We start from the raw sequence: 22275 nt of genomic DNA, 5'->3' as shown, positions 1-22275 counted from the left end.
GAGCGCCGCGCGCGTTACAGCACGTAGCGCGACAGGTCCTCGTCCTGCGACACTTCGCCGAGCGCGCGGTCGACATACTTCGCGTCGATCGTCACGCACTCGCCGGCGTGGTTGCCGGCCGAGAACGACACTTCCTCGAGCAGCTTCTCGATCACCGTGTACAGGCGGCGCGCGCCGATGTTCTCGGTTTTCTCGTTGACCGCGAATGCGATCTCGGCGAGGCGCCGGATGCCGTCGTCGGCGAATTCGAGCTGAACGTCCTCGGTCGCGAGCAGCGCCTGGTACTGCTTGACGAGGCTCGCGTCGGTGGCATCGAGGATCGCCTCGAAGTCTTCGACCGACAGCGAATCGAGTTCGACGCGGATCGGGAAGCGGCCTTGCAGTTCGGGAATCAGGTCGCTCGGCTTCGCGAGGTGGAACGCGCCGCTCGCGATGAACAGGATGTGATCGGTCTTCACCATCCCGTACTTCGTGTTGACCGTCGTGCCTTCGACGAGCGGCAGCAGGTCGCGCTGCACGCCCTGGCGCGACACTTCGCCGCCGCTGCCTTCGTTGTTGCGCGACGTGATCTTGTCGATCTCGTCGAGGAACACGATGCCGTTCTGCTCGACGTTCTGCACGGCCTTCGTCTTCACTTCCTCTTCGTTCAGCATTTTCGCCGCTTCCTCGTCGGTCAGCAGCTTCAGCGCCTCCTTGATCTTCACCTTGCGGCGCTGCTTCTTGCCGCTGCCGAGATTCGAGAACATCGAGCGGATCTGCTCGGTCATCTCTTCCATCCCCGGCGGCGCCATGATGTCCATGCCGACCGACGGCTGCTCGAGGTCGAGCTCGACTTCCTTGTCGTCGAGCTGGCCTTCGCGCAGACGCTTGCGAAACGTCTGGCGGGTCGCATTGTTGTCGTCGTTCGCGTGCTCGGCATTGCCGCCGAAGCCCACCGCGCGCGGCTGCGGCAGCAGGATGTCGAGGATGCGGTCTTCGGCCTGGTCGGTCGCCTTGCTGCGCACCTTGCGCATTTCGGATTCGCGCGTCTGCTTGACCGAGATCTCGATCAGGTCGCGCACGATGCTGTCGACGTCGCGGCCGACGTAGCCGACTTCGGTGAACTTGGTCGCTTCGATCTTGATGAACGGCGCGTCGGCGAGCTTCGCGAGGCGGCGCGCGATTTCGGTCTTGCCGACGCCCGTCGGCCCGATCATCAGGATGTTCTTCGGGGTGATTTCCTGGCGCAGTGGTTCCGCGACCTGCTGGCGGCGCCAGCGGTTGCGCAGCGCGACCGCGACGGCCTTCTTCGCCTTCGCCTGGCCGATGATGTGTTTGTCGAGTTCCGAGACGATCTCGGCAGGGGTCATGGTGCTCATGGGGCGGTCCTTACTCGATCGTTTCGATGATGCGGTTGTGGTTCGTGTAGATGCACATGTCGCCGGCGATCCCGAGCGACTTCTCGACGATCTCGCGCGGGGACAGGTCGGTGTTCTCGACGAGCGCGCGGGCCGCGGCCTGCGCGTACGCACCGCCCGAGCCGATCGCGCAGATGCCGCCCTCGGGGTCGAGCACGTCGCCGTTGCCGGTGATCACGAGCGTGGTGGTCGCATCGGCCGTGATCAGCATCGCCTCGAGGCGGCGCAGCATCCGGTCGGTGCGCCAGTCCTTCGCGAGCTCGACGGCCGCGCGGGTCAGGTTGCCCTGGTGCTTCTCGAGCTTCGCCTCGAAGCGGTCGAGCAGCGAGAACGCATCGGCGGTGCCGCCCGCGAATCCGACCAGAACCTGGTTGTTGTAGATTCGCCGCACTTTCCGCGCGCCACCCTTCATGACGATGTTGCCGAGGGTTACCTGGCCGTCGCCGCCGAGCGCGACCTTGTCGCCGCGCCGGACCGAAACGATGGTCGTGCCGTGAAATTGCTCCATCTGCGTTCCTTGAGAAAAACGGGGAAGAGTCGGGCGGCGCGACGCGCCGCCGCGTGAATCCGCAGTGCGCCGGGGAGCGGCCCGGCGCGCGTCCGTTTCATTTTAGGGCGGGCGCCGGGATATCAAGAGGGGAAGGCAAATCGGCCGGCGGCCGGGAACCGGTGCCGGGAAAACAAAAAGCGCGCGGCAGGCCGCGCGCTTTCGGGAAGCAGCGTGCTTGAGCGGAACGCCGCTCGATCAGTCGCCGAACAGCTTCTGGCGCAGCTCGCGGCGCTCCTGCGCTTCGAGCGACAGCGTGGCGGTCGGGCGCGCGAGCAGGCGCGGAATGCCGATCGGCTCGCCGGTTTCCTCGCACCAGCCGTAATCGCCGGAATCGATGCGGGCGAGCGACTGCTGAACCTTCTTGAGGAGCTTGCGTTCGCGATCGCGCGTACGCAGCTCGAGCGCGTGCTCTTCCTCGATCGTCGCGCGGTCGGCGGGATCGGGGACGATCACCGTCTCGCGCAGGTTCTCGGTCGTCTGGCCTGCATTCTTGAGGATGTCCGCCTGCAACTGTTCGAGCCGATTTTTGAAGAAGGCGAGCTGATCCTCATTCATGTAATCCTTGTCGCTCATCTTCAGGATTTCGGCTTCGGTCAAGAGTTTCTTCGTCATCTGCTTGCTTCTTCAATGTGCGGCAAATCGAAAGATATTGCCTGCACTTTGGGATTACCCGCAACCGCCCTTGCAATCATTTGCGATTTGCCGCCGCGGGGCCGAAAGCCTCTGGAAAACCGGTTCTCAAATACCAGGATAGGCCTGGCGCGGAGTTGCGCGCGCTGCGAACCGGTGTGCTGCGCGGCACATCGCATCGGCCGCGGCCGGGAGGCGGATTGGCGATCCGGCGCGGTTGCGATGCCCGGAAAACTGGTTCAGCAAGAACCGGGCCTGTTTGTTGCCGTACTCCAGCGGGCACGTATTGTAACTGAATCGCAAGCGGGCGCCGTATCGGGTCGATCCCCGTCGGCTGCGCCAATATCTAGAAAATATAACGCGCAAATCGCGAAAAAGCGATGACGGCGAAACCCTGCCCGAAAAAGGCGCCGCGCGGCGGCCGCGGCCGCTCGGGCTGGCGGCCGGGCAGCGGGGCGCGGCGGGCGCCCGCGCGGATCAGGCGAGGCAGGCGTCGAGGCCGTCGGTGATCAGGTCCTGCGGCAGGTCGACGCCGATGAACACCATCTTGTTGGTCTTCTTCTCGACCGGCAGCCACTTCGCCGCGAGGTCGCTGCCCATCATCTGGTGCACGCCCTGGAACACGACCTTGCGGTCGACGCCCTTCATGTACAGCACGCCCTTGTAGCGCAGCATCCGTTCGCCGTAGATCTGCAGGATGCCGCCGAGGAAGTCTTCCAGCTTGTTCGGGTCGAACGGGCGGTCGTTGCGGTACACGAACGACTTGATCTTGTCGTCGTGGTGCGCGTGGTGGTGGTGATGGTGGCCGTGGTCGTGATCGTGCGCGCATTGGCCATGATCGTGGTCGCAATTCGCGTGATCATGGTCATGGCCGTGATCGTGATGGTCGTGCGCGTGATCGTCCTCGGCGAGGAAATCGGGATCGATCTCGAGCTTTGCGTTCAGGTTGAAGCCGCGCAGGTCGAAGATTTCCTTGATGTCCGCTTCGCCGAAATTCACGACCTTGATCGCGGCCTTCGGGTTCATGTGCATCAGGCGGTGCTTGAGGCCCGCGACGGTCTGGTCGTCGACCAGGTCCGACTTCGTGATGAATAGACGATCGGCGAAGCCCACCTGGCGCTGCACCACTTCATGTTCGTCGAGCTGCGCGTTCGCGTGCTTCGCGTCGACCAGCGTGATGACCGCGTCGAGCAGGAAATCGTCGGCGATTTCGCTGTCGATGAAGAAAGTTTGCGCGACGGGGCCCGGATTCGCGAGGCCGGTCGTCTCGATCACGATGCGGTCGAAGTCGAGCTTGCCTTCGCGCTTCTTCGCGGCCAGATCGCCGAGCGCGCGGGCGAGGTCGCCGCGGATCGTGCAGCAGATGCAGCCGTTGCTCATCTGGATGATCTGCTCGTTCGAATCCTGCACGAGGATTTCGTTGTCGATGTTCTCTTCGCCGAATTCGTTCTCGATCACGGCGATCTTCATGCCGTGCTGTTCGTTCAGGATGCGCTTGAGCAGCGTCGTCTTGCCGCTGCCGAGGAAGCCGGTGAGGATGGTGACGGGAGTGGCCATGTCGGTCGCCTGTGGTTCGTGAATCGGGGTCAAAACCAGGATGTGCGTCGCGCCCTCGCGCTGCGAGCCGGGGCGCACAACCATCCATTGAAACATACCTGTCAAGCCCCCGCCCGTCGTCCGAACGACAGGCGGGGGCGCTGATCCGTCGGGCGCGAGGCCGCGGCCGACGGACGGTTACGCGCCAAGATCGGGGCGATCAGACGATTTGCAACAGCAGGCCCTTCAGATATTCGCCTTCCGGGAACGCGGCGAGCAGCGGATGATCGACGCCCGCGCCGAGCCGCTTCAGGATGCGTGCGTCGACCTTCGCGTCGGCCGCGGCGCCCGCGACGATCTTCTGGAACAGGTCCATGTCGATCGCGCCCGAGCACGAGTACGTGAACAGCAGGCCGCCCGGACGCAGCAGCTTGAAGCCACTCAGGTTGATGTCCTTGTACGCGCGCGCCGCGCGATCGACGCTGTCGCGGGTCGGCGCGAACTTCGGCGGATCGAGCACGATCAGGTCGAAACGCTCGCCTTCGTCGACGAGGCGGCGCAGCGTCTTGAACGCATCGGCGTCGAGCCAGGTCGCGCGTTCGGCGTCGAAGCCGTTGGCCACGACGTTCTGCTGCGCGAGCGCGAGCGCATCGCCCGACGAATCGATCGACACGACGCGTTTCGCACCGCCCTTGAGCGCCGCGAGCGAGAAGCCGCCCGTATAGCAGAAGCAGTTCAGCACGTCGCGGTCGGCCGCGTACTGCGCGACGAGCGCGCGGTTGTCGCGCTGGTCGACGTAGAAGCCCGTCTTGTGGCCGTTCGGCACGTCGACGTGATAGCGCACGCCGTTTTCGTTCGCGATCAGCGTCGCGGGCGGCGCGTCGCCGGCCAGCACGCCGGTCGTCTGTTCGAGCCCTTCCTTGTCGCGGATCGACACGTCCGAGCGCTCGTACACGTTCGGGCAGCCGGTCGCGCCGGTGAGCGCCGCGACGATCGCGTCCTTCCACGCTTCGACGCCAGCGGCCATGAACTGGCAGACCAACTGGCCGCGCGGCGTCGCGCCGGCTTCGGCGGTGTCCGCGACGTAGTAGTCGACGATCAGCCCCGGCAGCCCGTCGGCTTCGCCGAACACGAGCCGCACCGCGCCGGTGCCCGACACCATCGTCGTGCGATGCGCGACCGCGCGCTGCACGCGGCGCTTGAAGAACGCGTGATCGATCGGCTCGTGCTCGTCGAAGCTCCACACGCGCACGCGGATCTGCGACTGCGGGCTGTACGCGCCGCGCGCGAGGAAGCGGCCGTCGTGCGCGCGCACGAGCACGGTCGCGCCGGGCGCGGGCTTGCCGTCGACGCGGTCGATCGCATTGGCGTAGATCCACGGATGGCGGCGCAGCAGCGATTTTTCCTTGGACGGCTTGAGGGTGACGGTTTGCATGATGAGATCGAAATGGGCCGCGCGCGACGCCGGCCGGTGCCGGCCGCCGCGCGTGGCGAGTAACACGGGACGCGCGTCAGTCGCGCTTCTTCGCGCGCGGATGCGCGCTGTCGTAAATCTTCGCGAGATGCTGGAAGTCGAGCGACGTATAGATCTGCGTCGCGGCGACGCTCGCATGGCCGAGCAGTTCCTGCACCGCGCGCAGGTCGCCGCTCGACTGCAGCACGTGCGTCGCGAACGAGTGGCGCAGCACGTGCGGGTGGACGTTGGCGGGGATGCCGGCGGCAAGGGCCGCACGCTTCACGCGCTCGCGCACGACGCCCGGTGACATCCGGTTGCCGCGCACCGACACGAACAGCGGATGCGGATCGTGCTTCACGAATTCGCCGCGCACCGCGAGCCACGCGTTCAGTGCGTCGATCGCCTTGCTGCCGACCGGCACCTTGCGCTCCTTGTTGCCCTTGCCGCGCACGGTGACTTCGGCTTCGGCGAGATCGAGCCAGCCGGCCGAGCGGTAGCCGTCGGCCTGCGTGTACCGGACGTCGAGCCCGACCAGTTCGGCGAGGCGCAGCCCCGACGAATAGAACAGCTCGAGGATCGCGTGATCGCGGATGCCTTCGGTCGTGTCGGCGAGCGGCGCGTCCATGAGTGCGACCGCATCGTCGACCGACAGCGCCTTGGGCAGCGATTTCTCGCGTTTGGGCGCGCGGACCCCGGCGACGGGATTCGCGGGCATCTCGACGCGTTGCGCGAACCAGCGATAGAACGCACGCCATGCGGAAAGCCGGTGCGAGATCGAGCGCGCGGACAGCCCGGCCGCGTGCCCGCGCACGACCGCGCCGCGCATGTCGGCGGCGGTCAATGCTTCGAGCGGCCGGCCGGCCGCGAGCTTCTTCAGTTCGTCGAGTTCGTGCGTGTACGCGCGCAGCGTGTGTTCCGACAGCTGCCTGACGTGCTTCAGGTTCGACAGGTAGGCGGCGATCGGATCGTCGGTCATCGCGTGCGGCGGATCAGTGCGGCAGCAGGCGCGTGAGCGCGGCGCTCGCGAGCGTCGCGATCTGCGCGAGGAAGTCGGTGGCCATCCCGTCGTGGAAGCGGCGCGGATCGGGCGAACCGAGCACGAGCAGGCCGAACGCGGGCGCGTCGTTGCCGGCGAGCGGTGCGCGCAGCGCGAGCAGCGCGACCGACGCGGCCGCACCGTCGCCGGCCGGCGCGGCTTCGGCGCCTTCGCCCGCGCTCGCGGCGGGGGCGGCGAGCGCGGGCGCGAGCCACTGGGCGGCCTCGAAGCCCGTGTTCGCGCCGCAATACGGCGTCGACAGGCCGTTCGTGAACAGGCGCACCTCCTCGCCGACCTGGCGCGCGAAGTCGGCTTGCGCGTAGGTGTCGGCGACGTCCCACACGCGCAGCGCCGTCTGCGGCACGTCGAACACGTCGGCGATGCCGTCGGCGATCGTGCGCGGCAGCGCGTACGGATCGCGCTCCGCGATCACGCGCGCGGTCCAGCGGCTGAACTTCGCGGACAGGCTGTCGTTCTCGTGGCCGTAGCGCACGAGTTCGGCGAGCCGGCGTTCGAGATGCTTGTTCTTGTCGCGCAGCATCTCCATCTGCCGTTCCTGCAGCGAGATCGCGGCCTTGCCGTGCGGATTCGCGAGACGGATCGTCGCGAGCAGCTCGGCGTGCTGTGCGAAGAATTCGGGATTGGCGAGCAGGTAGTCGGCGACTTCGCGATCGTTCATGTGGCTGGAGCGTTCAGTTATCAAGGACGTTGCAGGGTCAGGCGTTCAGGTCGATCTCGCCTTCGAACACGGTCGTGGCGGGGCCGGCCATCATCAGCGCGGCGGCTTCGTCGCGCGCGCCGTCCCAGCCGATCGTCAGCGTGCCGCCGTGGGTGTGCACGGTCACGGGCGAATCGAGCAGGCCACGCCGGATGCCGGCCGCGACCGCCGCGCACGCGCCGGTGCCGCACGCGAGCGTCTCGCCCGCGCCGCGTTCGTATACGCGCAGCTTCACTTCATTGCGCGACACGATCTGCATGAAGCCGGCGTTCACGCGCTGCGGGAAGCGCGCATGGCGCTCGATCAGCGGGCCTTCTTCCAGCACCGGATACGCTTCGACGTCGTCGACGACCTGCACCGCGTGCGGGTTGCCCATCGACACCGTCGAGATCCAGCGCGTCGCGCCGCCGACGTCGAGCGGCCACAGCGTGTCGTTGCCTTCCTTGCGGCCGTCGAGGCTCGTCGCGCCTGGACCGGCCGTATCAAACGGCACCTGCGCCGGCGCGAACACGGGCGCGCCCATGTCGACGACGACTTCGCCGTTGTCCTGCAGCGTCAGCGTGATCAGGCCCTTCATGACCTGTACGCGCACGCTGCGCTGGTCGGTCAGGCCGCGGTCGCTGACGAACTTCACGAAGCAGCGCGCGCCGTTGCCGCAGTGCTCGACCTCGCCGCCGTCGCAATTGAAGATCCGGTACTTGAAATCCGCGCCGTCGACGGTCGGTTTCTCGACCAGCAGCAACTGGTCGGCGCCGATGCCGAAGTGGCGGTTGGCGAGTGCGCGCACCTGCGCTTCGGTGAGCGGCGGCAGCGCGCGCGAGTAGCCGTCGAGCACGACGAAGTCGTTGCCCGCGCCGTGCATCTTGGTGAACGAGAGTTTCACTGGGTCCGGAATTCCATGGCGAACAAGGCGGTCGGCACGAGGCGAACGGCCGGCGGCCATGCCGGGCGGCCTCGTTCGTCGTGCTGATCTCAACCGCAAATGATACATGCAGCCGACAGGGGCGTCCTGCGCGGGGACGGTGCTTCGGGTCCCGGCTGTGGGCCGGGTGTGCGGCATATGTCGATGGGTCGACTGGTCGGGCACGTGGCGAGCAGACAAATTGGCGTGGTGTAGCGCGCGCAACGGATGTGGGACCGGCGATGCGTGCCCGAACACACGACGAAGGTATGAGGTGACCCGGACGAACGTTTTCGTACGGGTCAGATTGACGAGGAAATCAAGTGATTCGTATAGTTTGGCTATACACAGTCGGGCCATGCTGTCGACGTCGCGCTCGAGTGTGGGAGGTCCATGATCAAGTCATGGGTACACAAGGGACTGGAAGCGTTTTTCGTCACCGGGAGCAAGGCGGGCATTCGGCCCGATCATGCGCCCGGGCTGCGGCGCATGCTGGCGCGTCTCGATGTCGCGGGCAAACCGCACGACATGAATGTGCCCGGCTGGCGTTTTCACGGCCTCGTCGGCGGGCGGGACGGATATTACGCAGTCGGCGTCAATGGCAACTGGCGGCTGACATCCCGGTTCGAGGGCCCCGACGTCGTTCTGGTCGATTACCAGGACTACCACTAAGGTGATTCAAGCGATGACCCGCATCTTCAATCCGCCCCATCCGGGCGAAACGCTGCGCGACGACGTGCTGCCGGCGCTCGGCCTGACCGTCACCGAGGCCGCGTCGCAGCTCGGCGTGACACGTGCCGCGCTGTCGCGAATCCTGCACGGCCATGCCGGCATCTCGCCGGAAATGGCGTTGCGGCTCGAAGCGTGGCTCGGCGAGGAAAACGGGGGAAAGGCCGATCTGTGGCTCGCGCAGCAGTCGGCCTACGATCTCGGGCAGGCGCGCGCGAAGGGTGCGCCGAAGGTGGCGAGGGCGCGGGCGCGCGCATGACGGCGCACCCGCGAATGTCGCGGCAGGGTCAGTACAGGCTCGGCTCGCCGGGCGGGCGCGTCTTGAAGCGCTTGTGCACCCAGTAGTACTGCTCGGGCATCAGCGGAATCTGCTCCTCGAGGAATTCGTTCATCCGCCGCGCGTCGAGATCGTCATCGCCGGTCGGGTAGTGATCCCACGGCTTGAATACCTTCAGACGGTAGCCCTTGTAGTTCGGCAGCACCTCGCCGATGAACGGCACGACCTGCGCGCGACCCGTCTTCGCGAGCCGGCCGACGGCCGTCAGCGTGCAGGCCGGCACGCCGAAGAACGGGACGAACGTCGAGTTGCGCAGCCCGTAATCCATGTCCGCGCCGAGCATCACCGGCTTGCGGTCGCGCAGCCAGCGCAGCACGACGCGCGCGCTGTCCGCGCGGCCGACCATCTCGGCATCGAAGCGCCCGCGCGCCTTCTTCGCCTCTTCCTCGAGCACCGCGTTCGAGAACGGCTGGTACAGCGATCCGCAGCGGCGGTGCAGCGAACGGTTCAGCCAGATCGAACCGGCCTCGATGCCGACGAAGTGCAGGCCGAGGAACAGCGTCGGCGGCAGGTCGGGATCGGTGAGATCGACCGCGCTGTCGACCTGGATCAGCTTCGCGAGCTTCTTCTCCGAACCGAACCACTGCACGCTGCGCTCGACGTAGCTGCGGATCGCATGACGGAAATGCCGGCCCGCCACTTCCTCGCGGCGCTCGTCGCTCCAGTCGGGGAAGCAGAGTTTCAGATTCGTATGTACGATGCGCTTTCGCCGGCTGGGGATCTGATACAGCAGCCAGCCGAGGCCATCGCCGAACCGTGCGGTCAGACCGTACGGCAGCAGGGCGAGCAGCTTCAGCAAGCCGATGGCGAGGTGCGTGCCGAGGCGGCCTAGCATGCGGAATCTCCGTAGGGCCGGCTGGCCGGCACGTTGCGAACAGGGTGGTAAGACAGCGGAAGATGCAGCACGGGCGGCGCTCTGTGACAATTCAGGAAAGCCGCTATAATACGGGCTTCGCCGAGTTAACTGACAACTTGCGGGGCGAAGCCGGCTGGCGCGACACACGCTGCCCGGTCCTGGTAATCCGCTAAAGCGTCGCCGCTTCAGGCCCAACGAAGCTGGCTACGTGAAACCAACCGTAACCACACAGGAGCCTGAAAAAGTGGCAAACGATTATCTCTTCACGTCCGAATCCGTCTCCGAAGGCCATCCGGACAAAGTCGCGGACCAAATCTCGGACGCGATTCTCGACGCCATCCTCGAGCAGGACAAATACTCCCGCGTTGCGGCTGAAACGCTGTGCAATACGGGTCTCGTCGTGCTGGCCGGTGAAATCACCACGACGGCCAACATCGATTACATCCAGATCGCGCGCGATACGATCAAGCGCATCGGCTACGACAACACCGACTACGGCATCGACTACAAGGGTTGCGCGGTGCTCGTCGCGTACGACAAGCAGTCGCCGGACATCGCGCAGGGCGTCGATCGCGCACACGACGACAACCTCGATCAAGGCGCGGGCGACCAGGGCCTGATGTTCGGCTATGCGTGCGACGAAACGCCGGAACTGATGCCGCTGCCGATCTACCTGTCGCACCGCCTCGTCGAGCGCCAGGCCAGCCTGCGCCGCGACGGCCGCCTGCAATGGCTGCGTCCGGACGCGAAGTCGCAGGTCACCGTGCGCTACGTCGACGGCAAGCCCGATTCGATCGACACCGTCGTGCTGTCGACGCAGCACGCACCGGACATCGAGCTGCCCGCGCTGCGCGAAGCCGTGATCGAGGAAATCATCAAGCCGACGCTGCCGGCCGAGCTGATCAAGGGCGACATCAAGTTCCTCGTGAATCCGACCGGCCGGTTCGTGATCGGCGGCCCGCAGGGCGATTGCGGCCTGACCGGCCGCAAGATCATCGTCGATACCTACGGCGGTGCCGCGCCGCACGGCGGCGGCGCGTTCTCGGGCAAGGATCCGTCGAAGGTCGACCGTTCGGCTGCGTATGCCGGCCGTTACGTCGCGAAGAACATCGTCGCCGCCGGCCTCGCATCGCGCGCGCTGATCCAGGTGTCATACGCGATCGGCGTGGCCGAGCCGACCTCGGTGATGGTCAACACGTTCGGCACGGGCCGCGTGTCGGATGCGGTGATCACGAAGCTCGTGCGCGAGCATTTCGACCTGCGTCCGAAGGGCATCATCAAGATGCTCGACCTGCTGCGCCCGATCTACGAGAAGACCGCGGCTTATGGCCACTTCGGCCGCGAAGAGCCGGAATTCTCGTGGGAAGCGACCGACAAGGCGCTCGCGCTGGCCGAAGCGGCCGGCGTGGAGCCGACGGCCCGCGTCGCGTAAGCGTCGTCCGCCTGAAATGAAAAACCCCGGCCGAGCCGGGGTTTTTTTATGGGTGTCGATCGCCGCGGTAACGGCGGCGATCGGTGCGGGCCGCGCCCGCCGGGCACGCGTTCAGCGTGCCCCGAACCCGAACCAGCCGTTGCTCGCCGCGAGGCGGCGCGGGCGGTTGACGCGGCGCTGCGGGCCGAGCTTGCGGCGCAGCGCGAGCGCGCGCAGCGACGACGGCTTCTGCAGCAGCGAGCGCAGGCCGGCGCGGCGGACGAACGCCTGTGCGCTCATCATCGAGAAAAACGCGTGGAACCACGCGCGGATGCCGTCCAGCCGGCTGTGCGTGTGCGTACGTTCGGCCAGCGCCTGCGTGCGTGCGCGATGATGGCGCAGCGAGCGGGCAGGAGCGGACGGCACGACGCGCTTCGCAGCGCGGTTGAAACGGGAAGTCAGACGGAATGGCATGTGAACGATGCTTCGCTTGTATGGGTGGCGCCCTGGAGAGCGCACTGGTATGAACGGCCTCGGATGGCACAACGGATCTTACCTAAACCCGTCGCGCGCCGCGCCCGCCAGAATTGACAGGCCGCGTCAGGCTACAGGGGATTCATGACGGGCAAAAGTCGCGATAAACCCTTGTGCCGCAAGGCGTGTGCCGCATACCGCCTGTCGCTCAGGCAGGTGCCGCGCCGTACAGTTCCCTTGAGCTGGGTCAAATCCGCGATTGGCATGCCCCTGCGCACGACAATGGTGCTGTTCGCGGTATCCGGTGCCGATTTACAATCGTCACATTCACACAATAAACGTCTGGCATCCCATGTCGTCTCCATTGCAGTCGGAATCGATCCGCGCGCAAGTCGCGGAATTGCGCGAGCGCGGCTTCGTCGTCGCGCGTGGCCTCGTCGGCGAAGCGCAATGCGCGGCGCTCCGGCAGATCGCGGAGCGCCAGTTGCGGGAGGCCGCCGAGCCGATCGAGTTCGAGGCCGACCTGCGCTACCCGGGCGCGCCCGAATCGAAGCATGCGCCGGGCGGGCATACGGTGCGACGGCTGCTCGATGCGTATTCGCGCGATCCGGCGTTTGCCGAGCGCGCGATCGCGCCCGAAATCGGCGCGTGGATGCGCGAGTATTTCGGCGAGGAGCCCGTGCTGTCGCGCGCGCATCACAACTGCATGATGACGAAGCACCCGGCGTACGGCAGCCTGACCGGCTGGCATCGCGATTTCCGCTACTGGGCGTTCGAGCGGCCGGACATGGTGTCGGTGTGGCTCGCGCTCGGGCCGGAAACCAACGAGAACGGTGCGCTGTGGCTCGTGCCGGGTTCGCATACGGCCGAATTCGGACCGGAAGCGTTCGATGACGCGAAATTCTTCCGCAGTGATCTGCCGGAGAACCGCAGGATGATCGACGCGGCGACGTGCCCGTCGCTGCAAACGGGCGACGTCGTGTTCTTCCACAGCAACACGCTGCATTCGGCCGGGCAGAACCGTTCCGACCAGGTGAAGTTCTCGCTCGTGTACACGTACCACGGCGCAAGCAACCGGCCGGTGCCCGGCACGCGCTCGGCATCGAAGCCGGAAGTGGCGCTCTAGGCGTGGGTGGAGCGGCGCGGGGGCGCCGCGATGCTCGGCCGATGCAATGCATCGCGGACGAATGAAGCAACGGGCGGCTTGGCCGCCCGTTTCGTTTGATACGGCCCACGCGCGGGACGCGAGCCGTGCACGCGTCGCGTTGCGATGCGATCAGCGCTTGCTGCCCGGCATCGCGAGGCCGATCAGGCCGACGAACGACGCGACGGCGCCGCCGACGATCAGCAGGATCGTCTTCGTCGCGGGCGAACCGGTGAAGAAGCGCGACACGTTGTCGTTGATCGAATGGAACGACTGGCCGCCGAAATACAGCAGCACGACGCCGCCGACGAGCAGCGCAACCGAGATGACCCGGGACATACCAACCTCGCTGAAACGGTGATTCGAGACGCCGCAGTGTAGGCGAGCGCCGCGGTCGCGTCCATCGCCGCGCCGCCGTGCGTGATCCGGCCGCTTTCGCTACCATAGTCGTCGTATGACTCCTTCGCCGCCGTCGCGTCATCGGCGCGGCCGGCGCGTGTCCCTTTCCCCGATGTCCTGACGGAACAGACTCATGGCCTACGAAGCAGCTTCCGAACGTTATGCCGGCATGCAATACCGCACCTGCGGCAAATCCGGGCTCAAACTGCCCGCCCTGTCGCTTGGCCTGTGGCACAACTTCGGCGACACGACGCCGATCTCGACGCAGCGCGAGATCCTGCGCACCGCGTTCGACCTCGGCATCAACCACTTCGACCTCGCGAACAACTACGGGCCGCCGTACGGCAGCGCCGAGACCAACTTCGGCCGGCTGCTGAAGGAGGATTTCCGCCCGTATCGCGACGAGCTGCTGATCTCGACGAAGGCCGGCTGGGACATGTGGCCGGGGCCGTACGGCAGCGGCGGCGGGTCGCGCAAGTACGTGCTCGCGAGTCTCGACCAGAGCCTGCAACGGATGGGGCTCGACTATGTCGACATCTTCTATTCGCACCGTTTCGACGCGCATACGCCGCTCGAGGAAACGGCGGGTGCGCTGGCGTCGGCCGTGCAGCAGGGCAAGGCGCTCTACATCGGCATTTCGTCGTATTCGGCCGCGAAGACGCGCGAGATGGCCGCGCTGCTCGCGCAATACAAGGTGCCGCTGCTGATTCACCAGCCGTCGTACAACATGCTGAACCGCTGGATCGAGGAGGATCTGCTCGGCACGCTCGACGACGTCGGCGCGGGCAGCATCGCGTTCACGCCGCTCGCGCAGGGCCTGCTCACGTCGAAGTACCTGAACGGCGTGCCGGCCGATGCGCGCGTGAACAAGCCGGGCGGTGGCTCGCTGAAGCAGGATCACCTGAGCGCGGACAACCTCGAGCATGTGCGCAAGCTCAACGCGATCGCCGAACGGCGCGGGCAGAGCCTGGCGCAGATGGCGCTGGCGTGGGTGCTGCGTAACGGCCGCGTGACGTCCGCGCTGATCGGCGCGAGCCGCGCGGAGCAGGTGCGCGAGAACGTCGGTGCGTTGAGCAACCTCGAATTCTCCGCGGAGGAACTCGCGGAGATCGATCGTTACGCGACGGAAGGCGGCATCAATCTGTGGGAAAAGCCGTCCACCGATCAGGCGATCTGACCGGAAGTCGATACGGCATGCGAAACATCGCGTGCCGTGTCCGACGCGCAGGCGGTGCGGCGCATCGCTGCGGTGCAGCGATGCGTGTCGCGCACGGCCGGCGGCGCTAGATCAGCGCAGGCAGGCCTTCAACGAGCAATACCGCGACGCCGACGCCGAGAATGACGCCGAGTACGCGCAGCAGGTTGTGACGGAATTGAGTGGCGCACGGCACCGCGCCGAGAAATAGCGCTCCGGCCAGCGCCATCGGAATCAACAGGATGAAGTCGCCGATCGTGAAGTAGGTCGTCATGCGTGTCTCCAGTGTCGACCGAAGTGGGCGCTTCGACGCTTGCCAGGGCTCCATCCGTACGGGATATCGGCCGAAATCGACGTGCGTGCGCTCACCCCGGCCCCATGCCGGGTGTTTCTAGTTGGTCCGGCCCGTTACGAGCGGGCCGGTCAATTCGAGTATAGGCAACCGGCGGCGCTTTTCGCTATCCGAACCATTAAAAATCAGCGGAAAGCCCCGAGAATCACGCGTTTTTCGGGCAAACAAGACGAACGCCTTGCACACATCTTTCCCGTTCCTTTCGATTTGCGCGGAATCGTCGTATGTGTCCGATGCGGGCCGCCGCACCCGCGGGCGCGGCGGCCCGTCTACTCACGCGCGGTCGGGTTGCGGGCGGGCGGCCGACGCGCGGAACACCAGCGCGAGCCCCGCGATGATCGCGCCCATGCCGGCGAGCGCGAGCGGCTCGGGCCGGTTGCCGAGCCACACGGCATCCATCAACGTGGTGACGACGGGGACGAGATAGAACAGGCTCGTCACGTTGACGAGATCGCCGTGCTGCATCAACCGGTAGAACAGCAGTTGCGCGATCACCGAAATCACGATGCCGAGCCACAGCAGCGGGACGACGAACGCCCAACTCATGTCGAACGACACCGGCCGGAACGGCACGATCGCGACGCACAGCGCGAGGCCGATCGCGTTCTGCAGCGGCAGCACGTCGGCGGGCGCCGCGCGTACGCGCTTTTGCAGCAGCGAGCCGACGGTCAGCGCGACGAGCGCCGTCAACGCGCACGCGATGCCGGCCGCTGACAGGTCGCCCGTCCCGCCGCTCACGCCACGGCCCACGACGAGCGCGAGGCCGATGAGCGACAGCGCGAGCCCGGCGATGCGCACCGGTTGCCAATGACGCTCGACGATCGCGAGCGTGAGGATCGGCTGCACGCCGAGTATCGTCGCGAGCACGCCGGGCGCGATACCGCGCTCGAGTGCGAGCAAGTAGAAGATCGAATAGCCGCCCATCATCAGCAAGCCGGTCAGCGCGGCCATGCGCCGCTCGCCGCGCGGCGGCAGCCACCGTCCGCGCATGCGGGCCAGCGCGAGCAGCACGAGCGATGCGAGCGCGAAACGGGCAGTGAGAAAGGCGAACGCGGACGCGTGACGCAGACCGAGTTCAGCGAAGATCGCGCCGCTGCTCCACAGCAGCACGAAGAGCGACGTCGCGCCATGCGCGGCGAGCGCGCGTTTGAACGAAACCATGTGAATCCACCTGTCGAACGGATCGAAACGTTCCATTCGCGCATGCGGCAACACGCGGTGCGTCACGACGCACGCACGACAGCCAACGGGGCGAATGGAAGACGAAAACGAAAAGCCGGCGAGTCAGCCGACGCGTGCCGCCGGCGGGGGCGGCGCGGCGCAGACGAGCGGCGGTGCGACAGGAGGAGGAAGGACCGACGGATGCGCGCACGCCTGCGGCCGCGCGTCGAACTGCGGCCGGTTTTTTGCGAGTGCGGACGTGAGCGGGTGCATCGTGTCGGAATGCGGTTGAACGCGAATGAAAGCCTAAGGTACCGCAAGGCAAGCATCGAACGCAACCACTGTCGGCGGCTGCGCATCGCGGGCGATAGGTTGCGTCGATGCAGGCCGACGCCGATGCGCCGGTCGCTGCGCACGCAAGCATTCGACGGACGGTGGAAAGCGATCGGCATGCGACGCGCGCGATGCGATGTCAGCGTGGTCGCGGCGTGTGTTCCGCTGATCCCGTGCCGGCGAAGCGAGGCGGTACGTGTATTGCGTCAATCCCGTGCGCGCGGCGCGCCGGGCGATTTCGGCGGGCGGTCACATTCGACAGGGTATGATGGGGGTAACCGGGTGGGCAAGTACATGCCCGGCGCAGTGGTTGATTGGAGACATTCGACGAATTCGCGGCACTTCGCCTGCTTCTTCTTCTTTTCGCGCTTCGATAAACCGTGAACAATGGGATCACGCGCAACGCTCCGCCGAGAGCGGCGCGGATCGCGCATTTGCCGGCTCGCCAGCGGGCCGGGTTTCAAGATTCAAGAGTGGGGAACCATCATGCATATCGGGTCGATCGTCTGCACTACCCATATCGCGGTGCCGAAAGGCGCGCGCGGCATCGTCCAGCGCATCCTGGGCGACATGGCCATGGTGACCTGGTACGCGGGCGTGCCGGGTGAGTCGAAAGAACTCAACACCGAGCCTTTCTTTCTCGAGGACCTGATCGACACCGGCGAATCCGTTCTGCCGGCCGGCGCGGCGCTTCACTAAGCTCGTCTTTCGGTCCGGCAGGCGGCACAATGCGGGGCATGACAGACGCCACTTCCGCTCCCGCTTCTCCCGCCAGCCCGCCGTTCGCCGGCCTCACGCCCGAGTGCGTGCTCGACGCGCTCGACAGCGTGCTGATGCCGGCCGGCCTGCGCACCGACGGGCGCCTGCTCGCCCTCAACAGCTACGAAAACCGCGTCTACCAGGTCGGTATCGAAGACGGCCCGCCGGTCGTCGCGAAGTTCTATCGCCCGGCGCGCTGGTCGGACGACGCGATTCTCGAAGAGCATGCGTTCGTCGCCGAACTCGCCGCGCGCGAGATTCCGGCGGTGCCCGCGCGAGCCTTCGACGGCCGCACGCTGCACGCGTTCGACGGTTTCCGCTTCTCGATCTTCGAGCGACGCGGCGGCCGCGCCCCCGATCTCGACCGCAGCGACACGCTCGAATGGCTCGGCCGCTTCATCGGCCGCATTCATGCGGTCGGCGCGACGCAGCCGTATGTCGCGCGTCCCGTGCTCGACATCAATACGTTCGGCTACGAGCCGCGCGACTATCTGCTCGCGCACGATTTCATTCCGGTTGACGTAAGACCGGCGTACGCGACCGCGGTCGCGCTCGCGCTCGAAGGCGTCGAGGCCGCGTTCGAGCGCGCGGGCGAGATTCGCCTGCTGCGCACGCACGGCGACTGTCATCCGAGCAACGTGCTGTGGACCGATGCCGGCCCGCATTTCGTCGACTTCGACGACAGCCGGATGGCGCCGGCCGTGCAGGATCTGTGGCTGCTGCTGCCGGGCGATCGCGAAGGCGCGTCGCGCGCGCTGGCCGACCTGCTCGCGGGCTACGAGGATTTCTGCGAATTCGAGCCGCGCGAGCTGCATCTGGTCGAAGCGCTGCGCACGTTGCGGCTGATCCACTACGCGGCGTGGCTCGCGCGGCGCTGGGACGATCCGGCGTTTCCGGCCGCGTTCCCGTGGTTCAACACGCATCGTTACTGGGAAGCGCGCGTGCTCGAACTGCGCGAGCAGATCGGCGCGATGCAGGAAGGGCCGCTCTGGCCCGTGTGACGAGCGGGTGCGCGGCATCCCGTGCCGCGCGACAACCCGCCGGCTCAAGGCCGCGGCGCGCGCGGCCCGTTCGGCTCAGAACTTCAGCATCAGCTTGATCAGCGCGGCGAAGCGCTTGCCGTACGGGGGTGCGAGCAGGTTGCGCGCGTTCAGCCGCGCCTGCGTGAGCACGGGCTTCATCTTCGAGAACGTCACGAAGCCGTCGTAGCCGTGATACGCGCCCATGCCGCTCGCACCGACGCCGCCGAACGGCAAGCTGCCGCACGCGATGTGCATCAGCGTCTCGTTGACCGATACGCCGCCCGAGACCGTTTCGCGCATCACGCGGTCGATCGTGCCGCCGTCCTCGTCGAACAGGTACAGCGCGAGCGGACGCGGGCGCGCATTGACGTACGCGATCGCTTCGTCGAGCCGTTCGTACGGCACGAGCGGCAGCAGCGGCCCGAAGATTTCCTCCTGCATCAGCTGCGACGCGGCCGGCACCTGCGTGAGCGCGCACGGCACGAAGCGGCGCGACGCGGGATCGGATTGCGCATCCGACAGCGGATGCAGTTGCGCGCCGGCCGCCTGCGCGTCGCTCGCGAGTTGCTGCAGGCGCGCGTAGTGGCGCGGCGACACGATCGTCGTGTAGTCGCCGTTGGCCGACAGGTCCGGATACAGCTTCGCGAAGCGGGTTCGCGCGCGTTCGATGAACGCGCCTTCCATCCCGCGCGGCAGCAGCACGTAGTCGGGCGCGATGCAGGTCTGGCCGGCGTTCAGCGTCTTGCCGGCAATGATCGCGTCGACGGCCGCGTCGAAGCGCGCATTCGGGCCCACGATCGCCGGCGACTTGCCGCCGAGTTCGAGCGTGACCGGCGTGAGGTTGTCGGCGGCCGCGCGCATCACGTGGCGGCCGACCTGCGTCGAGCCGGTGAACAGCAGATGGTCGAACGGCAGCGCGCTGAACGCGGCGCCGACTTCCGCATCGCCGTTCACGACCGCGACGTGGTCGCGCGTGAAGGTCTTGCCGATGAGCTGCTCGAACAGCGCCGACGTGCGGGGCGTCAGTTCGGACATCTTGATGATCGCGCGATTGCCGGCGGCGAGCGCGCAGATCAGCGGGCCGGCCGCGAGCAGCACCGGGTAGTTCCAAGGCACGACGATGCCGACCACACCGAGCGGTTGCGGAATCACCTTCGCGCGCGCCGGGCGCAGCCACTTGTTCATCGGCTTGCGGATCGGCTTCATCCAGCGCTTGCCGTGCTTCAGCGCGTCGTCGATCTCTTCCTTGGCCATCCAGATTTCCGACAGCAGCACTTCCTGCTTCGCGCGATGGCCGAAATCGGCGCTGATCGCGTCGGCGAGCGCATCCGCGTGATCGATCAGCATCGTGCGCAGCGCGCGCAGGTGCTGCGCACGCGTGTCCCATGTCGGGTACGGTGCGCGCAGGTACGCCGCGCGCTGGTCGTGCAGCAGCGACGTCAGCGCATCGACCGACGGTAGTGCTTGCGGGGCCAGTTCGGGCAGGTCGTTCTTCATGTCGTCTCCTCCAGTTGGGCCTGGCTGGTCGGCCGGCCGTCACGCCGCACGCGCACGCTCGGCGAGCGCGGCGACGCGGATCGGGTGATGCATGTCGCCCGGCACGGGGCCGGATGCGACGGGTGTTCGAAAACCGGTTGCCGCGCGCGGCAGGCGTCGTATCCGCGCGACGGTGTCCGTGTCAGAAAGTCATGCCGCACGGCAGGCGCGCACGATTCGATACGGTGACGAGCAGGCACGCGACGCCGTCTTGCGCACGCCTGCCGGCGCACCGCGGCAGCGCAGCGCGACATAGCCGCGACGGCGGGTCGCCGCGCATCGTGCCTCGGCGCCGACACACCATCCAAACGGTCGGCGATGACACGTGCCGTTCGATTTCGACCGACTGCGCGCATCGCGTCGTGGATCGTCGCGCGGGCCGCCGTTTGAAATGAAATGCGGGCCGCGCGCGTGACTTCCGGATCACCCGGTCGGCACGTGGCCTGCAGAATCCGGCGCTGCATCGTCGTTCCTCCCGTTTCGCGACGAATCGGCTTCTCGTGGCCGGTGCATCGCGCGAAGCGCATCGATACATCTTAAATTTAGTTCACGCGGGCGTTTAGAGGAATCGCTCTTGAATCCGCGCGCCGCGTGCGGGACGGCCATTCCTACAATGCCCGAACACAAGAGGAGACACGGTCGCGCGGCGGTGCCGGGCGCCTTCCATGACACGACGGAGACGTGACATGCAATACGACTACATCATCGTCGGCGGCGGTTCGGGCGGCTCGAGCCTGGCCGGCCGTCTCGCCGATGCCTGCCCCGATGCGACGATCGCGCTGATCGAGGCCGGCTCGCACACGGAGCGCAACCTGCTCGTCAACATGCCGGTCGGCATCGCGGCGCTGGTGCCGTACAAGCTCGGCACCAACTACGGCTACGAGACGGTGCCGCAGCCGGGTCTCGGCGGGCGGCGCGGTTACCAGCCGCGCGGGCGCGGGATGGGCGGCTCGAGCGCGATCAACGCGATGATCTACACGCGCGGCCACCCGGGCGATTACGACGAGTGGGCGCAACTCGGCGCGACGGGCTGGGGCTGGCAGGACGTGCTGCCGTATTTCCGCCGCGCGGAAGGCAACGAACGCGGCGCCAACGCGTGGCACGGTGCGGACGGACCGTTGACCGTTTCCGATCTGCGCTTTCGCAATCCGTTCTCCGAACGATTCATCCAGGCCGCGCATGCGGCCGGCTATCCGCTGAACGACGACTTCAACGGCGCGACGCAGGAAGGCGTCGGCTTCTATCAGGTCACGCATCGCGACGGTTCGCGCTGCAGCGTGGCGCGCGCGTATATCTACGGTCGCAACCGGCCGAACCTGCACGTGGTCCCCGATGCGACGGTGCTGCGCGTCGGGTTCGACGGCAAGCGCGCGGTCGGCGTCGTGGTGTCGCGCAACGGGCGGGTCGAGACGTTCGGCGCGCGCGCGGAAGTGATCCTGTCGGCCGGCGCATTCAATTCGCCGCAACTGCTGATGTGTTCGGGGATCGGCCCGGCCGAGCAACTGCGCCGGCACGGGATCGCGGTCGTGCAGGATGCGCCGGACGTCGGCACGAACCTGATCGACCACATCGACTTCATCATCAACACGCGCGTGAATTCGTCGGAGCTGGTCGGCGTGTGCCTGCGCGGCATCGCGAAGATGACGCCGGCGCTCGCGCGCTATTTCTCGAGCCGCACCGGGATGATGACGAGCAACGTCGCGGAGGCCGGCGGCTTCATCAAGAGCGATCCGTCGCTCGAGCGTCCCGACCTGCAGCTGCATTTCTGCACGGCGCTCGTCGACGACCACAACCGCAAGATGCACTGGGGCTTCGGTTATTCGCTGCACGTGTGCGCGCTGCGGCCGTTCAGCCGCGGCACGGTCGCGCTCGCGAGCGGCGATGCGCGCGACGCGCCGCTGATCGATCCGCGCTTCTTCAGCGATTCACGCGACCTCGACCTGCTGGTGCGCGGCACGCAGGCGATGCGCCGCATCCTGTCGCAGGCGCCGCTTGCATCGCAGGGCGGGCGCGAGCTCTACACGCGGCCGGACCAGAGCGAAGCGGAGCTGCGCGCGACGATCGTCGCGCATGCGGACACGATCTATCACCCGGTCGGCACCTGCCGGATGGGCTCGGATGCGCGCGCGGTCGTCGATCCGCAACTGCGCGTGCGCGGCGTCGACGGGCTGCGGGTGGTGGATGCGTCGGTGATGCCGACACTGGTCGGCGGGAACACGAATGCGCCGTCGGTGATGATCGGCGAGCGCGCGGCGGACTTCATCGTCGCCGCGCGTAAGGGCGGGGTGCCGCGCGGCGAGGCGGCTGCCGCGGTGCACGGCCGCTGAGCGCGGCGCACACGGC

The 22275-nt window shown here is 66.9% G+C and carries 23 protein-coding genes; 9 read left to right on the top strand and 14 right to left on the bottom strand.

All coding sequences use genetic code 11. The features are described from left to right. Positions 1-14: 14 nt before the first annotated feature. The 8 genes from hslU to dapF all read right to left on the bottom strand — a co-directional run bounded on the left by hslU (position 15) and on the right by dapF (position 8266). Entirely contained in the window at positions 15-1358 is a 1344-nt protein-coding gene (gene hslU / locus HWX07_RS22480) for an ATP-dependent protease ATPase subunit HslU (protein WP_175877720.1), read from the bottom strand. Positions 1359-1368: 10 nt separating this feature from the next. Next, on the bottom strand, positions 1369-1905 hold the full coding sequence (hslV, locus tag HWX07_RS22475; RefSeq protein WP_006483683.1) for an ATP-dependent protease subunit HslV: 537 nt from the start codon (positions 1903-1905) through the stop codon (positions 1369-1371). A 237-nt stretch (positions 1906-2142) separates the two neighbouring features. Then, positions 2143-2559, bottom strand: a complete 417-nt coding sequence (dksA, locus tag HWX07_RS22470) for an RNA polymerase-binding protein DksA (protein WP_006477498.1) — start codon at positions 2557-2559, stop codon at positions 2143-2145. Between the two features lie 495 nt (positions 2560-3054). Beyond that, complete coding sequence (locus HWX07_RS22465; RefSeq protein ID WP_175877719.1) at positions 3055-4230, bottom strand: GTP-binding protein; 1176 nt, start codon at positions 4228-4230, stop codon at positions 3055-3057. Positions 4231-4333: 103 nt separating this feature from the next. After that, positions 4334-5548: a class I SAM-dependent rRNA methyltransferase gene (locus HWX07_RS22460; protein WP_175877718.1), complete on the bottom strand. Its 1215-nt coding sequence runs from the start codon at positions 5546-5548 to the stop codon at positions 4334-4336. A gap of 76 nt (positions 5549-5624) precedes the next feature. Beyond that, on the bottom strand, positions 5625-6545 hold the full coding sequence (gene xerC / locus HWX07_RS22455) for a tyrosine recombinase XerC (RefSeq protein ID WP_175877717.1): 921 nt from the start codon (positions 6543-6545) through the stop codon (positions 5625-5627). Positions 6546-6558: 13 nt separating this feature from the next. Then, the gene (locus tag HWX07_RS22450; RefSeq protein WP_175877716.1) at positions 6559-7284 is read right to left on the bottom strand and encodes a DUF484 family protein; all 726 of its coding nucleotides are present in this window, start codon (positions 7282-7284) and stop codon (positions 6559-6561) included. A 37-nt stretch (positions 7285-7321) separates the two neighbouring features. Further along, positions 7322-8266: a diaminopimelate epimerase gene (gene dapF, locus HWX07_RS22445; RefSeq protein WP_175877715.1), complete on the bottom strand. Its 945-nt coding sequence runs from the start codon at positions 8264-8266 to the stop codon at positions 7322-7324. A 351-nt stretch (positions 8267-8617) separates the two neighbouring features. Between dapF and HWX07_RS22440 the strand changes: the two genes are divergently transcribed. Then, complete coding sequence (locus tag HWX07_RS22440) at positions 8618-8896, top strand: type II toxin-antitoxin system RelE/ParE family toxin (protein ID WP_175877714.1); 279 nt, start codon at positions 8618-8620, stop codon at positions 8894-8896. 13 nt (positions 8897-8909) lie between these two features. Next, positions 8910-9212: a HigA family addiction module antitoxin gene (locus HWX07_RS22435; RefSeq protein WP_077178126.1), complete on the top strand. Its 303-nt coding sequence runs from the start codon at positions 8910-8912 to the stop codon at positions 9210-9212. 28 nt (positions 9213-9240) lie between these two features. Here the strand turns inward: HWX07_RS22435 and lpxL are convergent, their stop codons facing one another. Next, positions 9241-10125 (bottom strand): lauroyl acyltransferase LpxL, encoded by an 885-nt coding sequence (lpxL, locus tag HWX07_RS22430; protein ID WP_124622327.1) that lies wholly within the window; start codon positions 10123-10125, stop codon positions 9241-9243. A gap of 265 nt (positions 10126-10390) precedes the next feature. Here lpxL and metK point away from each other — a divergent pair, with 265 nt between their 5' ends. Further along, complete coding sequence (gene metK, locus HWX07_RS22425; RefSeq protein ID WP_011546455.1) at positions 10391-11578, top strand: methionine adenosyltransferase; 1188 nt, start codon at positions 10391-10393, stop codon at positions 11576-11578. Between the two features lie 111 nt (positions 11579-11689). Here the strand turns inward: metK and HWX07_RS22420 are convergent, their stop codons facing one another. Then, entirely contained in the window at positions 11690-12031 is a 342-nt protein-coding gene (locus HWX07_RS22420; RefSeq protein WP_175877713.1) for a hypothetical protein, read from the bottom strand. Positions 12032-12383: 352 nt separating this feature from the next. On the opposite strand from HWX07_RS22420, the gene HWX07_RS22415 reads away from it, so the two are divergent. Then, complete coding sequence (locus tag HWX07_RS22415; RefSeq protein WP_175877712.1) at positions 12384-13157, top strand: phytanoyl-CoA dioxygenase family protein; 774 nt, start codon at positions 12384-12386, stop codon at positions 13155-13157. A gap of 150 nt (positions 13158-13307) precedes the next feature. On the opposite strand, the gene HWX07_RS22410 is transcribed toward HWX07_RS22415, so the two are convergent. Next, a complete protein-coding gene (locus tag HWX07_RS22410) occupies positions 13308-13514 on the bottom strand; it encodes a DUF3185 family protein (protein ID WP_122946499.1) in 207 nt (68 codons plus the stop codon). Positions 13515-13707: 193 nt separating this feature from the next. On the opposite strand from HWX07_RS22410, the gene mgrA reads away from it, so the two are divergent. After that, positions 13708-14751, top strand: a complete 1044-nt coding sequence (gene mgrA / locus HWX07_RS22405; RefSeq protein ID WP_175877711.1) for an L-glyceraldehyde 3-phosphate reductase — start codon at positions 13708-13710, stop codon at positions 14749-14751. A 106-nt stretch (positions 14752-14857) separates the two neighbouring features. Here mgrA and HWX07_RS22400 read toward each other — a convergent pair whose 3' ends face one another. Further along, positions 14858-15043: a hypothetical protein gene (locus tag HWX07_RS22400; RefSeq protein WP_006482800.1), complete on the bottom strand. Its 186-nt coding sequence runs from the start codon at positions 15041-15043 to the stop codon at positions 14858-14860. A 351-nt stretch (positions 15044-15394) separates the two neighbouring features. Continuing rightward, the gene (locus tag HWX07_RS22395; RefSeq protein WP_175877710.1) at positions 15395-16282 is read right to left on the bottom strand and encodes a DMT family transporter; all 888 of its coding nucleotides are present in this window, start codon (positions 16280-16282) and stop codon (positions 15395-15397) included. A gap of 201 nt (positions 16283-16483) precedes the next feature. On the opposite strand from HWX07_RS22395, the gene HWX07_RS37000 reads away from it, so the two are divergent. The 3 genes from HWX07_RS37000 (at position 16484) to HWX07_RS22380 (ending at position 18375) form a co-directional block, all read left to right on the top strand. After that, positions 16484-16999: a hypothetical protein gene (locus HWX07_RS37000; RefSeq protein WP_244130017.1), complete on the top strand. Its 516-nt coding sequence runs from the start codon at positions 16484-16486 to the stop codon at positions 16997-16999. Between the two features lie 102 nt (positions 17000-17101). Then, positions 17102-17314: a hypothetical protein gene (locus HWX07_RS22385; protein WP_006477514.1), complete on the top strand. Its 213-nt coding sequence runs from the start codon at positions 17102-17104 to the stop codon at positions 17312-17314. A gap of 38 nt (positions 17315-17352) precedes the next feature. Beyond that, positions 17353-18375, top strand: coding sequence for a serine/threonine protein kinase (locus tag HWX07_RS22380; RefSeq protein ID WP_175877709.1), 1023 nt, complete (start codon positions 17353-17355; stop codon positions 18373-18375). Positions 18376-18450: 75 nt separating this feature from the next. Here the strand turns inward: HWX07_RS22380 and HWX07_RS22375 are convergent, their stop codons facing one another. Beyond that, positions 18451-19893 (bottom strand): coniferyl aldehyde dehydrogenase, encoded by a 1443-nt coding sequence (locus HWX07_RS22375; RefSeq protein WP_175877708.1) that lies wholly within the window; start codon positions 19891-19893, stop codon positions 18451-18453. 725 nt (positions 19894-20618) lie between these two features. On the opposite strand from HWX07_RS22375, the gene HWX07_RS22370 reads away from it, so the two are divergent. Beyond that, the gene (locus tag HWX07_RS22370; protein ID WP_175877707.1) at positions 20619-22259 is read left to right on the top strand and encodes a GMC family oxidoreductase N-terminal domain-containing protein; all 1641 of its coding nucleotides are present in this window, start codon (positions 20619-20621) and stop codon (positions 22257-22259) included. Positions 22260-22275: the final 16 nt, after the last annotated feature.

The organism is Burkholderia sp. BCC0097 (assembly GCF_902832985.1).
Taxonomy (GTDB): domain Bacteria; phylum Pseudomonadota; class Gammaproteobacteria; order Burkholderiales; family Burkholderiaceae; genus Burkholderia; species Burkholderia orbicola.
The sequence above is the reverse complement of the archived record's forward strand: the minus strand, read 5'-3'. Positions and strand labels throughout refer to the sequence as shown.

Excerpts from the sequence above, each read along its gene's own strand:
- dapF (WP_175877715.1), bottom strand. The coding sequence starts at position 8,266 with ATGGCCGCCGGCCGTTCGCCTCGTGCCGACCGCCTTGTTCGCCATGGA.
- HWX07_RS22385 (WP_006477514.1), top strand. The coding sequence starts at position 17,102 with ATGCATATCGGGTCGATCGTCTGCACTACCCATATCGCGGTGCCGAAA.
- HWX07_RS22450 (WP_175877716.1), bottom strand. The coding sequence starts at position 7,284 with ATGAACGATCGCGAAGTCGCCGACTACCTGCTCGCCAATCCCGAATTC.
- HWX07_RS22395 (WP_175877710.1), bottom strand. The coding sequence starts at position 16,282 with ATGGTTTCGTTCAAACGCGCGCTCGCCGCGCATGGCGCGACGTCGCTC.
- hslV (WP_006483683.1), bottom strand. The coding sequence starts at position 1,905 with ATGGAGCAATTTCACGGCACGACCATCGTTTCGGTCCGGCGCGGCGAC.
- xerC (WP_175877717.1), bottom strand. The coding sequence starts at position 6,545 with ATGACCGACGATCCGATCGCCGCCTACCTGTCGAACCTGAAGCACGTC.
- HWX07_RS37000 (WP_244130017.1), top strand. The coding sequence starts at position 16,484 with ATGCGCGCACGCCTGCGGCCGCGCGTCGAACTGCGGCCGGTTTTTTGC.
- HWX07_RS22465 (WP_175877719.1), bottom strand. The coding sequence starts at position 4,230 with ATGTTTCAATGGATGGTTGTGCGCCCCGGCTCGCAGCGCGAGGGCGCG.
- HWX07_RS22420 (WP_175877713.1), bottom strand. The coding sequence starts at position 12,031 with ATGCCATTCCGTCTGACTTCCCGTTTCAACCGCGCTGCGAAGCGCGTC.
- HWX07_RS22375 (WP_175877708.1), bottom strand. The coding sequence starts at position 19,893 with ATGAAGAACGACCTGCCCGAACTGGCCCCGCAAGCACTACCGTCGGTC.
- hslU (WP_175877720.1), bottom strand. The coding sequence starts at position 1,358 with ATGAGCACCATGACCCCTGCCGAGATCGTCTCGGAACTCGACAAACAC.
- HWX07_RS22410 (WP_122946499.1), bottom strand. The coding sequence starts at position 13,514 with ATGTCCCGGGTCATCTCGGTTGCGCTGCTCGTCGGCGGCGTCGTGCTG.
- HWX07_RS22460 (WP_175877718.1), bottom strand. The coding sequence starts at position 5,548 with ATGCAAACCGTCACCCTCAAGCCGTCCAAGGAAAAATCGCTGCTGCGC.
- HWX07_RS22400 (WP_006482800.1), bottom strand. The coding sequence starts at position 15,043 with ATGACGACCTACTTCACGATCGGCGACTTCATCCTGTTGATTCCGATG.
- dksA (WP_006477498.1), bottom strand. The coding sequence starts at position 2,559 with ATGACGAAGAAACTCTTGACCGAAGCCGAAATCCTGAAGATGAGCGAC.
- lpxL (WP_124622327.1), bottom strand. The coding sequence starts at position 10,125 with ATGCTAGGCCGCCTCGGCACGCACCTCGCCATCGGCTTGCTGAAGCTG.
- HWX07_RS22440 (WP_175877714.1), top strand. The coding sequence starts at position 8,618 with ATGATCAAGTCATGGGTACACAAGGGACTGGAAGCGTTTTTCGTCACC.
- HWX07_RS22380 (WP_175877709.1), top strand. The coding sequence starts at position 17,353 with ATGACAGACGCCACTTCCGCTCCCGCTTCTCCCGCCAGCCCGCCGTTC.
- HWX07_RS22415 (WP_175877712.1), top strand. The coding sequence starts at position 12,384 with ATGTCGTCTCCATTGCAGTCGGAATCGATCCGCGCGCAAGTCGCGGAA.
- HWX07_RS22370 (WP_175877707.1), top strand. The coding sequence starts at position 20,619 with ATGCAATACGACTACATCATCGTCGGCGGCGGTTCGGGCGGCTCGAGC.
- mgrA (WP_175877711.1), top strand. The coding sequence starts at position 13,708 with ATGGCCTACGAAGCAGCTTCCGAACGTTATGCCGGCATGCAATACCGC.
- HWX07_RS22435 (WP_077178126.1), top strand. The coding sequence starts at position 8,910 with ATGACCCGCATCTTCAATCCGCCCCATCCGGGCGAAACGCTGCGCGAC.